Source organism: Streptomyces sp. NBC_01775 (genome assembly GCF_035917675.1).
In the GTDB taxonomy this organism is placed as follows: domain Bacteria; phylum Actinomycetota; class Actinomycetes; order Streptomycetales; family Streptomycetaceae; genus Streptomyces.
Genome location: NZ_CP109104.1, coordinates 4,577,952 through 4,590,561 on the forward strand (window position 1 = coordinate 4,577,952; position 12,610 = coordinate 4,590,561).

The 12,610-nt window shown below is 72.1% G+C and carries 9 protein-coding genes; 2 read left to right on the forward strand and 7 right to left on the reverse strand.

The window, feature by feature from the left end; all coding sequences use genetic code 11:
- Positions 1-11: 11 nt before the first annotated feature.
- From OHB04_RS20420 to OHB04_RS20430, 3 genes are all read right to left on the reverse strand, one after another.
- On the reverse strand, positions 12-1,343 hold the full coding sequence (locus OHB04_RS20420; RefSeq protein WP_326689144.1) for a sensor histidine kinase: 1,332 nt from the start codon (positions 1,341-1,343) through the stop codon (positions 12-14).
- 200 nt (positions 1,344-1,543) lie between these two features.
- Positions 1,544-2,842 carry an ABC transporter permease gene (locus OHB04_RS20425; RefSeq protein WP_326689145.1) on the reverse strand — a complete coding sequence of 433 codons (1,299 nt, stop codon included), beginning with the start codon at positions 2,840-2,842 and terminating at the stop codon, positions 1,544-1,546.
- Positions 2,839-3,786: an ABC transporter ATP-binding protein gene (locus OHB04_RS20430; RefSeq protein ID WP_326689146.1), complete on the reverse strand. Its 948-nt coding sequence runs from the start codon at positions 3,784-3,786 to the stop codon at positions 2,839-2,841. The genes OHB04_RS20425 and OHB04_RS20430 overlap by 4 nt, the downstream gene beginning before the upstream one ends.
- Before the next feature lie 538 nt (positions 3,787-4,324).
- Between OHB04_RS20430 and OHB04_RS20435 the strand changes: the two genes are divergently transcribed.
- Positions 4,325-5,845, forward strand: coding sequence for a glycosyltransferase family 4 protein (locus tag OHB04_RS20435; protein WP_326809479.1), 1,521 nt, complete (start codon positions 4,325-4,327; stop codon positions 5,843-5,845).
- Here OHB04_RS20435 and OHB04_RS20440 read toward each other — a convergent pair.
- Entirely contained in the window at positions 5,784-6,911 is a 1,128-nt protein-coding gene (locus OHB04_RS20440; protein ID WP_326689147.1) for a magnesium and cobalt transport protein CorA, read from the reverse strand. The two genes, OHB04_RS20435 and OHB04_RS20440, sit on opposite strands and share 62 nt — an antisense overlap.
- A gap of 184 nt (positions 6,912-7,095) precedes the next feature.
- Here OHB04_RS20440 and OHB04_RS20445 point away from each other — a divergent pair, with 184 nt between their 5' ends.
- The gene (locus tag OHB04_RS20445; RefSeq protein ID WP_326807984.1) at positions 7,096-7,314 is read left to right on the forward strand and encodes a nuclear transport factor 2 family protein; all 219 of its coding nucleotides are present in this window, start codon (positions 7,096-7,098) and stop codon (positions 7,312-7,314) included.
- A gap of 71 nt (positions 7,315-7,385) precedes the next feature.
- Here the strand turns inward: OHB04_RS20445 and OHB04_RS20450 are convergent, their stop codons facing one another.
- From OHB04_RS20450 to OHB04_RS20460, 3 genes are all read right to left on the reverse strand, one after another.
- The gene (locus OHB04_RS20450; RefSeq protein ID WP_326807985.1) at positions 7,386-8,426 is read right to left on the reverse strand and encodes a zinc-binding dehydrogenase; all 1,041 of its coding nucleotides are present in this window, start codon (positions 8,424-8,426) and stop codon (positions 7,386-7,388) included.
- A 173-nt stretch (positions 8,427-8,599) separates the two neighbouring features.
- A complete protein-coding gene (locus OHB04_RS20455) occupies positions 8,600-9,940 on the reverse strand; it encodes an NAD(P)/FAD-dependent oxidoreductase (protein WP_326807986.1) in 1,341 nt (446 codons plus the stop codon).
- Between the two features lie 245 nt (positions 9,941-10,185).
- Positions 10,186-12,300 carry a PhoX family protein gene (locus OHB04_RS20460; RefSeq protein ID WP_326689150.1) on the reverse strand — a complete coding sequence of 705 codons (2,115 nt, stop codon included), beginning with the start codon at positions 12,298-12,300 and terminating at the stop codon, positions 10,186-10,188.
- Positions 12,301-12,610 lie beyond the last annotated feature (310 nt).

A 12,610-nucleotide genomic window follows, 5' to 3' on the forward strand; every position in this document is an offset into this window, starting at 1 on the left:
TATCACGCGCATCAGTCAACTGCTCGGCCCTTCGTTTCTTCCTGCGGGGGAAGGGGGAGGCGGACCGTCGCCCTGGTCGGGCCGCCGGGTGGGCTGTCGACAGTCAGTGTGCCGTCGACCGTCCGTACGCGCTCCGAAAGGCCCTGGAGGCCGGAGGACGACGGCCCGGATCTCCTCGACCGCGCGTCGGCGCTCCCCACCGCCGCGCCTCCTCTCCCGTTGTCCGCGACCTCCAGCACGAGCGTGCCCTCCCGTACCTTCGCGATCACCGCCACCTCGCTCGCCCCCGCGTGGCGGGCCGCGTTGGTGAGGAGTTCGGCCGCGCAGAAGTAGGCGATCGTCTCGACCGCCTCGGGCGGACGGGGCGCGGCGGGCAGGCCCGTCGTGTACAGGTATACGGACATGTCCGGTGACTCCATGTCCGTGCTGAGGGAGGCGAGTGCCGGGGCCAGGCCGCTGTCGAGCACGGGCGGGTGGATGCCCCGTACGAGGTCGCGCAGTTCGGACAGGGCCGTACGCGCGTTGCCGAGGGACTGGTCGACCAGGTCGCGGGCCTTCGCCGTGTCGGTACGGGCCGGTTCGGGGCCGAGCACGGCGCGGGCGCGGGTCAGGGACATGGCGAGGGCGATCAGCCGGGCCTGTGCCCCGTCGTGCAGGTCGCGTTCGATACGGCGCAGCGTCGCGGCCGAGTCCCGTACGGCCAGGTCACGGCTCTCCTCCAGGTCCTGCACCCGGTCCGCGAGGGGTGGCGGGGCCAGCAGCGTACGCGCCAGCAGCCTTACCAGCGCGGCCAGTTGGCGGCCCGTCCAGCCCGCCGCGACCAGCAGCACGAAGCCCGCGAGCGCGAGAGCGAGGGCGCGCGGCCAGGTATCGAGGGGGATCTCCCCCGTGAGACTGAGCCCTTGGTGGCCGTCCTGGCGCACCGCGCGGAACCACAGGGGATAGCTCAGCACGACCAGCGCGTACAGCCGTGCGGCCACCTGCACCACGAACAGCAGTGCCCCAAGCGGCACACCGATCACCGCGAACGCCGCACCCCGCCACATCGCCCCGTCGTACACGGCACGCAGCGGACGCGGCGCGGGCGGCTCGGGTACGTCCTCGCCGAGCAGCACCCGAACCAGCGTCCGTTCCACACGGGTCAGCCCGCGCACCCCCGTCAGGACAAGCGAGAGCAGCGGAGGCCCGGCGCGGGTGACACACAGCGCGCCGCCCAGCGCGAGAAGTGCCAGCGCGGGCAGGCCCAGCAGCGCGGGGACGAGCCCGAGCACGGCATACGCGAGCGCGCCGCGCGCCGCCCGTGAGGCGGGGAGGCCGAGGGCGTCGAGAGCCTTGACGATCATCTGGTCACGCGGGGGGAGAGAGGGAAAGGGAACGGCGTACGGAGCAATCATCACCTGCCCCGTCCCGTCCGTGGGAGGGGGTGTTCCCGCCGGGCCGTCGCCTCCCGACCCGGCCTGCCCCGTCCGGTCTGCGCCCTCACAGCCGCGCCCCGCACCATCGCCCCCCGCTCCGTCGCAGCACCCCGCACGACCCCCGGTCCTCATCGCAACGCCCTGCGCAAATGCCCCGGCAGCGGTGCGAGCGTCGACAGCAGGGCGAGGGCCAGCACCCCCGCTCCCGTCGCCGCCCAGGTCCCCGCGCCCAGGGACGAGAGCGGGGCGCCTGCCGCGTCTCCCAGCGGCAGCGTCACCGCGAGGGCGACCAGGGCGCCGGCGCCGAATCCGGCCACCGTCGTGGTCAACGCCTCGACCACCAGCATCCGCGCCACCTGCCCGGGACCGGCCCCGACCGCGCGCAACAGCGCGACCTCGCGGCGCCGCTCCGCCGTGAGCATCACCATCGTGTTGGCCGCCGCGAAGGCGGCGAACACGGCGTAGAGGACCGTGGCGAACAGGTCGATCCACGACGGCTCGTCCGTCGCGGCCAGCGCCGCGAGCTTCACCAGTGTGAAGGCGACGACCAGCGCGACGGGCGTCACCGCGGAGGAGAGCCGGCCTGCGTACGCGCGGACGGTGGCCAAGGCCGTCTCGGAAGCCGCACCGTAGCCCGTCAGCCGCAGCGGTACGGCCACCAGGACCGCGGCGATCCTGCCCAGCGCGGGGCCCGCGAGGCCGACAGCGACGAGGTAGGCGAGCAGCACCAGCGGCAGGTGCTCTCCCACGTCCTCGCGCGGCCCCTGCGCGGTGAGCGCGGTCAGCGCGCCCGCGCCGATGAGAGCGGCGAGCGCGGCACAGCCGCGTATGACGCGCATTGGTGTCACTCCCCGCCGGGGCACGGCCGACTCGCCGAGCGCGTCCACCGGGCGGGCGCGCGCGGCGCGTTGGGCGGCCAGCAGCCCGCCGAGCTGGGAGGTGACCAGCAGCACGCCACCCGCGACGAGCGCGGGAACCCAGCCGACGGTCAGCGGCACGCCCTTGGGCAGGATCCCGTGCGCGGCCATGCCGTCGCGCCATACGCGGGCCAGCACACAGCCAAGGCCGTAGCCGACGGGCAGCGCGGGCAGCGCCGTGAGCAGCGCCTCGGTGGCGACGGTACGCCGGATCTGCCACGGCGCGGCACCCACGGCGCGCAGCACCGCGTTCTCGCGCGCCCGCTGGGCCACAGCCAGGGCCATGACCTGCGCGATCACAAAGATCGAGAGGTAGACGGTGACGACGGTGAACCCGGCGCCCATGGTGGTCAGTTCCTCCCGCGCCTCGCCTGTCGCGACACCGGACGCCGTACGCAGCATCGCCACTGACGCGGTGACCACCGTGGCGGACAGGACGAGGACGGAGAAGACCCCGGCGAAGGAGGAGGGACGTGCGCGTACGGACGCGCGAGCGAGACCTGTCGTCATGCCGGCACCTCCTCCCGGTACGCGGCAGCCACATCCAACGGAGCCACCGGATGACGGGTGAGCGCCCGCATCCGGGCGGCGATCTGCGCCGCGGGCCCGGTGCCGGTGCCGCCGACCGGCCCGGCCCCGCCGTCCCCCCGTAGGACGGCGGGACCGGGCATCGGCCCCGGCCCCTCCGAGCTCCCCTGCCGGCCCCCTTCCGGGCCACCGGTGACGAGGAGTTCGTCCGCGACCAGCCCGTCCGCGAGGAACAACACCCGGTCCGCACACGCCGCGGCCACCGGGTCGTGGGTGACCATCAGCACCGTCGCGCCCAGCCCGTCGACCGACTGCCGCAGCAGCGCGAGCACTTCCTCAGCGGTGACCGGGTCGAGCGCTCCGGTCGGCTCGTCGGCGCAGATGATCTCCGGCTCGGTCACCAGAGCGCGGGCGAGCGCCACGCGCTGCTGCTGGCCTCCGGACAGCTCACTGGGCCTGCTGCGGGCCCGGTCACCCAGGCCGACGCGCGCCAGCGCCTCCCGCGCCCGCTCCCGGTGGACGCGGCGGCTGCCGCGCGGGCCGCCTCCTGCGAGCCGCAGCGGCAGCTTCACGTTCTGCTCGGCGGTGAGCGCGGGCAGCAGGTTGAAGGACTGGAAGACGAAGCCGACGTGGGTTCTGCGCAGCCTGGTCAGCGAGCGCTGTCCCATACCGGTGAGCTCCTGGCCCCCGAGCCGTACGCTGCCCGAGGTTGGCCGGTCGAGACCCACCGCGCACTGGAGCAGCGTGCTCTTGCCGGACCCCGAGGGACCCATCACCGCCGTGAAGCTGCCTCTGGGCAGCGCCACTCCCACCCCGCGCAGCGCGTGCAGCGCGCCCCCGCCCCGCCCATATCGCCGGGTGACCCCCGTCATCGTGAGGGCCGCATCCCCCGCGTGCTCTTCCCGTTGCTTCCGCCCTGTCGCCATGCCTCACACGCTACGAAGTGGCAGGTCAGCCCACGATGGAGCGATCACCCCTATTGCTGGTTCGGGATTTCCGAACCCGACGCCCCCGTCCCCCCACCCCCGTCCCCCCACCCCCGAAGCCCCGTCCCCCGAAGACCCGTCCCCCGGAGCCCCGTCCCCCACGGGACAACGCCGTCGTCCCTGCGAGCAACAGCGTGTGCGACACGCCACCGGTTTACCGACTCCACCACCCGGCTACCCGGAAACGGCGTGCGGAGCACGGCGTGCGGGGCCGCCCCCAGCCTGCGGGGCACGGTGAGCGGGGGAGGGTTTCCCGCCGTCACGGAGAGGAACGTACGCCCGGGGACACGCCTCGGGGATGCCACGGATACGACGGATGCGATGGATGCCACAGATTTTCTGGATGCCACGAATGCCGAGGCTGCCGCTGAAGGCACAGAGGCCACTTCAGCCACCAAGGTCACGCACGCCATCAGTGTCACGCACGCCATCAGTGTCACGAAGCTCATCGGTGTCACGAAAGTCATCGGTGCCACGCCTGAAGGTCGTGTTCCTGCTGCACAACGCGTATGCGGTCGGCGGCACCGTGCGCACCACGCTCAACCTGGCGACAGCTCTGGTCGACGCGGGGCACGAGGCGGAGGTCGTCTCGCTGCGCCGGCACCGTGACGAGCCCCGTTTCGCCTGGGATCCCCGAGTGCGGCTCGTCCCGCTGGTGGATCTGCGCGAGGGCAGCACGGATACGGGGCACCCCCAGTTCGATGCCCCCGCACGGGACTTCCCGCGCGCCGATCGCCGGTACGCGCAGTACAGCCGCCTGCACGATCTGCGGGTGCGCGGCTATCTGGAGGGCTCCGACGCGGATGTCATCTTCGGTACGCGCCCAGGACTGAATGTCTACCTCGCCCGCTTCGGCCCCCGCCGCGCGCTGTGCGTCGCCCAGGAGCACCTGCGTCTGGAGGCGCACAGCAAGAAACTGCGCGCCGTGCTGGGCCGGCACTACCGCTCGCTGGACGCCGTCGTCACGACGACGGCCGCCGACGCCGCGGCCTACCGGCGGCGCATGCGGCTGCCAGGGGTGCCGGTGGTGGCAGTCCCCAACATCGTTCCCGAGCCGCACCCTTCGGTGTGGGAAACACAGCCTCCGGCGCACGCGATGCGGCCTTCGGCGTACGCGATGCGGTCCTCGGCGTACGCGATGCAGCATCCGGTGCGGGAAACGGACCCTTCGGCCAGGGGAAGGGACGGAAGGGACCTTCCGGTGCGGGAAGCGGATCCTTCGGTCCGGGCAGCAGAGGGCGACGGTCAGCAGCCCGCACCCGGGGAGCCCGTCGTCGCGGCGGCCGGACGGCTCGTCCCCGGCAAGCGGTTCGACCTGCTGGTCGAGGCGTTCACCGCCGTCGCCGCCAAGCATCCGGAGTGGCAGTTGCGGATCTACGGCGGCGGCCCCGAGAAGCAGCGCCTGCGCCAGCTGATCGACGGCCTCGAACTGGGCTCGCACGTACGGCTGATGGGCACCCGCTCCCCCATCGAGGCGGAGTTCGCGCGGGCCTCGCTGGTGGCCAGCTCCTCCGACGCGGAGTCGTTCGGGATGACACTGGTGGAGGCGATGCGCTGCGGCGTCCCGGTCATCAGCACCGACTGCCCGCTGGGGCCCGCCGAGATCATCCACGACGGCATCGACGGCTTCCTCGTCCCCCGCGACGACGCCCACGCGCTGACCGAACGGATGCTCACACTCATCGAGAACGAGCCGCGTCGGCGGGTGATGGCCCAGGCCGCGCGCGTGAGTGCCCGGCGCTACGACCCCGAACGGGTCGTCGAGCAGTACACACACCTGTTCACGTCCCTGCGCGGCACCCGGCTGCGCCGTGCCGTGCGGCGCTCGCGCTGGTACGCCGCCGCGCGCCGAGCCGCCCGCCCATGGGTCCGCCGGCTCAAAGCCGGCCGCTTCACAGTCCGGCGCTTCACGACCCGCGGCCTCACAGCCGGTCGCCTCACAGCCAGCCGTTGCGGCGGAAAGCTCGGTGCATCGCGACGCAGATCACCGACATGGTGACGAGGACCAGGGGATAGCTGAACTCCCAGTGGAGCTCGGGCATGTGGTCGAAGTTCATGCCGTAGATGCCGCACACCATCGTGGGAACGGCGACGATGGCGACCCAGGCGCTGATCCGGCGCATGCCCTCGTTCTGCGCGGTCGAGACCTGGGCGAGGTGGGCCTGGAGGATGGAGTCGAGGAGGGCGTCGAAGGCACCGATCTGCTCGGTGACGCGGGAGAGGTGGTCGGCGACGTCCCGGAAGTACTTCCGTATCTCGGCGTCGATCAGCTTGTTGGGCTGCGACGAGAGCAGCTCCAGGGGGCGCGCCAGCGGACTGGTCGCCCGCTTCAGCTCCAGCAGTTCGCGCTTGAGCTGGTAGATGCGCCCCGTGTCGGACCCGGCAGAGCCTCGCGAGGGCTGCGTGTCAGGGGTGAAGACATCGACCTCCAGGTTGTCGATGTCGGTCTGCACCTCGTCGGCCACGAGCAGGTAGTCGTCGACGACCTGGTCGGCGATGGCGTGCAGCACCGCCGCCGGACCCTGCGCCAGCCGCTCCGGCTCGGCCTCCAGGCTCTCGCGCAGCGGGCCGAGGGAGCCGTGCGGACCGTGCCGCACGGTGATCACGAAGTCGGCCCCGGTGAAGACGACGATCTCGCCGGTGTCCACGACCTCGCTGGTGTTGGTCAGCTCCTCGTGCTCGACGTAACTGACCGTCTTGAAGACCGCGTACATCATCTCGCCGCCGTACCACTCGGCCTTGGGACGCTGGTGGGCCTCGATGGCGTTGTCCACAGCCAGGGGATGCAGGCCGAACAGCTCGGTGATGCCCTCGAACTCCTCCTCGGAGGGCTCGTGCAGGCCGATCCACACGAAGCCCCCGCCGTCGCCCTTGCGCACGCACGAGTGGGCCTCGGCGACGGTGCACTCGCCCAGCAGCCGGGTGCCCTCCGAGTCGTAGGCCACGCAGCCCACCACGGAGGTGCCCAGTGGGGAACGGGCCGGGTGCGCGAGATCCACCGTCGGCCACTCCTGGCGCTGCCGCACCACCCTGCGCAGGCTGCGCACCCCTGGAACCGCTGGCATACGGGGCTCCTCATCGCGGCCACGGCGGGCCGCCTGGTCATCATCGATACTGTCGGTACTGGTTCGGCCTGCGGGCCACCAGGCCGTTCGGTCTCCACCAACTGTGCCCCGAAATCCCTCACGAATGCGCCATCCCTGACCGTACTCCCGCTGGTGTACGCACAGGTGCGGACCATTGCGCTCCGTGGAGCAAAGCCGTGTCGTTCTCCCGCCCGACGCGCTGCTGACCGAGGACTTCCAGGCCGTCGGGCCGCGCGGCTTCCTGCTGGACAAGCGGCAGTGGCTGGAACGCTACGGCTCGGAGGCGCTGGTGCACGACGCGTTCGACTGGCAGGACGTGCGGATCCGGCGCTACGCGGACGGCGCCGTCGTGCTGGGCGTACAGACCCCACCGAAAGGGTGACCGGAGAGGGCGGCCCCGGGGGGACGGTGACGGTACGCGGACGAATACGCGACTATGGGACGAATGCGCGGCTACGGCAACAGAATCACCTTGCCGGTCGTCTCCCGGCGTTCGAGCGCGGCGTGCGCCTCGGCGGCCCGGCTGAGGGGGAAGCGCTGGACGTCGGGCGCCAGTTCGCCGTCGGCCGCGCGGGCGAGGGCCTGCGCCTGGTAGTCGGGGGTGTTCTCGGGCCCGGCGAGCAGCTCGCCCAGTGCGTTGACCCAGGTGACGCCGCGCTCGGCCAGCAGTTCGGCGGACGGCTCGAACACGGACCGGGAGATGGCGCCGTAGGTGACGTAGCGCCCGCCCTCGCCCAGCAGCCCGAACGCGGCACGGCCCTTCTCACCGCTGACACCGTCGAGGACGACGGTCACCGAACCGCGCGTACCGGGCCTCTCCTTGCCGGGCCGCTCCTCGGCGAGTCCCTCCTTGGGGACCCGTTCCCTGGCGAGCCGGTCGGAGACGGTCTTGTCCCAGCCCGGCTGGTCGTAGTCCACGGCCAGGTCGGCGCCCAGCTCACGCACCGCCGCGCTCTTGACGGGGCCGCCCGCCGCGCCGACGACCGTGGCACCCAGGGCGCGGGCGTGCTGTATGAGCAGGCGGCCGATACCGCCGGCGGCGGAGTTGATGAGCACCACGTCGTCGAGGCGCAGCCCGGCGTGCGCGAGGACGCCCATGGTCGTGCCCCCGGTGACGATCATCGCGACGGCCGCCTCGTGGCTGAGCGCGGCGGGACGGGGGTGAAGCGCGCTCACGTCGGCGACGGCGAGTTCGGCGTACCCACCGGGTGTGCCGTACGCGGTGACCACGTCCCGGCCCAGCCATCCGGGGTCCACGCCGGGCCCGAGCGCGTCGACGGTGCCGGAGACCTCGCCGCCGAAGACCGCGGGCAGCTGGGGCAGCGGCGGGACGAGGCCCTCGGTGACCCCGGCCCGCAGCACGGTCTCGATGGCGTGCACCCCTGCGGCGCGCACGGCGATCCTGACCTGCCCGGGGCCCGGTTCGGGGTCGGGCAGCGTCTCGTAGCGGAGGTTCTCGGCGGGGCCGAACTCGTGCAGAACGACGGCGTGCATGGTGGTGCCTCCTGTGAGGGTGCGTCTCGCGCTGATGCGAGGGCACTCACGCTCCACCTTCAACCGCGCTTCAAGTCAACGAGCCGACCGGCCGAGATCGATCTGCTTCAGCGCACGGAACACCGGGCGGCAGCCGAACACCGGCCCGCCGCTGCTGACACCGGCCCGCAGAGCTACCGCGTCAGCTCCCGCGCCCGCTCCGGGGTGAGGTAGGCGTCGGTGGCCTCCATGTCCTGCAAGGTGGCGGGCCGACGGGAGAGGAAACCGGTGCGGACGAAGTCGTCGCCGGTGGTGGCGTTGAGGGCCCAGTTCGCGACGGTACGGGCCTTCGCGGTGAACGTTCGCAGCGCCATCAGGTGGTAGCCACGGGCGACGGCCTGCGCGGGGAGCCCGGAGAGTTCGTAGCCGAGGGGGCGCGCGACCGCGTCCGTGCCGCCGAGGTCCACGACGAGGCCGAGGTCCTTGTGGCGGTACGGGGTCCTGGGCTCGCCGCGCAGCGTGGCCAGCAGGTTGCGGGCCATGTGCTGGCCCTGCCGGGTGGCGTGCTGGGCGGTCGGCGCGCACAACGCGCCCTCCGTCTTGGTCAGATCCGGCACGGCGGCGGCGTCACCGAGCGCGTACACGCCCGAGTGACCCGGCACCGTCAGATCGGAGTGGACGACAAGGCGCCCCTTGATCGTCTCCGCGTCGAGATTGCCGATCAGCGGGCTGGCCGCGACCCCCGCCGTCCAGATGAGGGTGCGGGAGGGCAGTACCCGGTTGTCGGTCAGGGTGATCTTGTCCTCATCGGCCTTGGCGACCGAGACCCCCAGCGAGACGTCCGTACCGCGCTCGCGCAGGATCTGCTGCGCCCGCCGCCCCAGCCGGTCGCCCAGCTCGGGCATGAGCTTCGGCGCGATGTCCAGCAGATGCCACTTGATCAGGCCCGGGTCGAGCCGGGGGTAGCGCTTGGCCGCCGCGTTGGTGAGCCGCTGGAGGCAGGCCACGGTCTCGGTGCCCGCGTAGCCACCGCCGACGACCACGAACTGGAGCCGCTGGGCACGGTCCTCCTCGTCCGAGCTGGCGGCGGCCAGGTCGAGCTGGGCGATCACGTGGTCGCGTACATAGGCGGCCTCGGCGAGTGTCTTCATGCCGCGCGCCTGTTCGTCCAGGCCGGGGATGTCGAGGCTGCGGGTGACGCTGCCGGGGGTCAGCACCAGGTGGTCGTAGCGGCGCTTGACCAGCTCGCCGCTGATCAGCCGGATCACACACATCCGGTCGTGGGTGTCGATACCGATGACCATGCCGGGAATGATCGCCGTCTTGTGCAGCAGGCGGCGCAGCGGCGGCGCGACGGACTGCGGGGTGAGCACTCCGGCCGCGACCTGGGGGAGCAGCGGCAGATACAGCTCGTAGCTCGCGGGGGTGACGAGGCCGATCTCCGCCTCACCCGATGCGAGTCCGCGCTCCAGACCACGTGCGCACTCGACTCCGGCGAAGCCGCCGCCGACGATGAGGATCTTCGTTCGTTCCATGGATGCACCCGCAACGGTTGAGAGACCTTGCCGCACATGTACTTCGCCGCGCACTTATTTCGTTGCTGTTTATCCCTTTTGCCTCCCCGAAAGCCTCGCACGGGCCCCGACCGGTCGCCACCGGTCGGGACGCAGTCGCAGGTGATGCGGGGCAGCCACCGGGGCTGCCCCGCACCGAGGCCCTGTGACCTGCCGTCGCGACTGAGCGTCACGGTCTGCGGGCGAGCGACCTGCCGACGGCGTGCCTACCGTCCGACGGGCGAGCCGTCCTTGGGCCAGGCGGCGACCACCGCCGGGCGCACATACTTGCCCGGGCCGTCGGGCCAGGCAGAGGCGGGATTCTCCACCGAAGCACCGTCCGATTCCCCCGGATGCTGCACCGAAACCAGCACGCGCCGCTCCTGGACGAGGGGCCCGCAGGTCTCAGCGCCCGCCGGAACGGTCAGGAACTGGCGGACCTCGCCCCTGCGCGACCCGGCCGTCGCCACCCCGAACAGGCCGTCGTGCGAGCCCAGTTCATTGCCGTCCGTGGAGATCCACAGATTGCCGTAGTCGTCGAAGGTGACGTTGTCCGGGCAGGAGATGGGGCTGACCTGGTCCTTGGGGAAGCCGCCGAAGTAGGTCGCCGGATCCTCGGGATCGCCGCACACCAGGAAGAGCCGCCAGGAGAAGCGCAGGGTCGGGGGTGCCTCCCGGCCGGAGGCTGGGGGAGAGTCCTCGCCGCGCTCGGTGAGCTCCAGGACCTGGCCGTGCTTGTTGGCGTTGCGCGGGTTGGCCTCGTCGGCGCCCGCCTTGCCGGCCTTGCCACGGTCGGTGTTGTTGGTGAGCGCCACATAGACCCGCCCGGTGCGCGGGCTGGGCTCGACATCCTCGGGGCGGTCCATCTTGGTGGCGCCCGCCTTGTCGGCGGCCAGCCGCGTGAAGACGTAGACCTCCTCTGCCGTCATGCCCTTCACGAACGACTTGTCGCCACTGGCCAGCGGAATCCAGCGGCCCGTGCCGTCGAACTCCCCGTCGTCGGGCAGCTTGCCCTCGCCGTCGATCTGGTCCTGGGGGCTGTCCCCGCTCAGCTGGGCGACATAGAGGGTGCCCTCGTCCAGCAGACTCAGGTTGTGACGGCGCACGTCCGCGCTGGTGCCGCGCCGCATCGTCTTCTTGGAGACGAACTTGTAGAAATAGTCGAAGCGCTCGTCGTCGCCCATGTAGACCACCGCGTGGCCGTCGCGGGTCAGCCTCGGTTGCGCCGCCTCGTGCTTGAAGCGGCCGAGCGCGGTGTGCTTGCGCGGCGTGGAGTCCGGGTCGTACGGATCGACCTCGATCACCCAGCCGAAGCGGTGCACCTCGTTGGGCTCCTTGACCAGGTCGAACCTGTCGTCGAAGTTCTCCCAGCGGCGCTGGCTGGCGGCGCCCACCACGCCGTACCGCTTCAGCTTGGCGGCGCGCTCGGGGTCGGTGACCTTCTCGGCGTTGGCGAAGTACTGGTTGAAGTTCTCCTCGCCCGAGAGCACCGTGCCCCACGGGGTGGTGCCTCCGGCGCAGTTGTTGAGCGTGCCCAGCACGCGCCGCCCGCGCGGGTCGGCGGAAGTACGCAGCAGCGCGCTGCCCGCCGCCGGGCCCGTGACCTCGAAGGGTGTGGTGGCGGTGATCCGGCGGTTGAGCGTATGGCGGGGAATCGGCCGCAGCGCGCCGGTGCGGCGCTCCTCCTGCACGGCGACGACGGACAGGCCGTGCGCGGCCCAGGCGATCTCGGCCTGCTCGCGGGTGGGCTTGTCCGGGTCGTAGCCCGCGAACATGAGCTCTTCGTTGGTGTACTCGTGGTTGGCGACGAGCAGCTGACGGCCCCGCTCGGAGCGCAGGGGCAGGAGCGTGAGGAAGTCGTTGTTGTAACCGAACTGCCCCGCCTGCGCCTTCGCGCTCTGCCGCTTCGGGTCGAAGTCCGGCGCGCCCCGCAGGATCGGCTCGCCCCACCGGATGACGACGTTGTGGCCGTACCCCTCCGGCACGGTCACCGCATCGGTCGTGTTGGGCTCGACGGGCGAGAACCGCAGCCCCTTCGCGGGCTTCCCACTCCCCTTGCGGGCGGCCTCGGCGGCGCCCCCGCCGGCGTCAGCGGGTGCCGCGACGGCCGGTGCGGCGCCAGGCCCGGTGAGCCCCGCCCCGATCGCCGTCCCCGCCCCCACGACGGCACCTGCGCGCAGCACCGAACGCCGCGAGAGCGCACGGGCGATGACCTCCCCCGCGTACTCGTTCCCGCTGGTGTTCGGTACCTCGTGGAAGCACGCGTCGCCGCAGCGGTAGCGGCACGTCATCGCGGACCTGCCACCCGGGTGCGAGGTGAGCAGCGGCAGCGGTTTTCGCATCGTCGTCCTCCGGTTCTGGGGCGCGCGTCACTCGTACGCCGCCGCGACGCTATGTGCGCCCGGACGCCACCGGGCAGCGCAGGAGTGAACGCCGGGTGAACCCCACCCGGCCCCGTCCCGCGCGCCGTCCTGCCCGGACCAGCACCTTGATGCGGGGGCCGGACCGCACCCTGATCCGTGACCGGACCGGCACTCCGAGGCAGGGGACGGATCTTTCCGTTGCCCTCTTCCTGGTGCTGAGCAGGGGCTGCCCCTGCCTGTGCTTCGCAGAGTGCGGGCGCTCCCCCAAGCTCTTCGAGCAGGGAGGCAC

Excerpts from the sequence above, each read along its gene's own strand:
- OHB04_RS20440 (WP_326689147.1), bottom strand. The coding sequence starts at position 6,911 with ATGCCAGCGGTTCCAGGGGTGCGCAGCCTGCGCAGGGTGGTGCGGCAG.
- OHB04_RS20460 (WP_326689150.1), bottom strand. The coding sequence starts at position 12,300 with ATGCGAAAACCGCTGCCGCTGCTCACCTCGCACCCGGGTGGCAGGTCC.
- OHB04_RS20420 (WP_326689144.1), bottom strand. The coding sequence starts at position 1,343 with ATGATCGTCAAGGCTCTCGACGCCCTCGGCCTCCCCGCCTCACGGGCG.
- OHB04_RS20455 (WP_326807986.1), bottom strand. The coding sequence starts at position 9,940 with ATGGAACGAACGAAGATCCTCATCGTCGGCGGCGGCTTCGCCGGAGTC.
- OHB04_RS20425 (WP_326689145.1), bottom strand. The coding sequence starts at position 2,842 with ATGACGACAGGTCTCGCTCGCGCGTCCGTACGCGCACGTCCCTCCTCC.
- OHB04_RS20450 (WP_326807985.1), bottom strand. The coding sequence starts at position 8,426 with ATGCACGCCGTCGTTCTGCACGAGTTCGGCCCCGCCGAGAACCTCCGC.
- OHB04_RS20430 (WP_326689146.1), bottom strand. The coding sequence starts at position 3,786 with ATGGCGACAGGGCGGAAGCAACGGGAAGAGCACGCGGGGGATGCGGCC.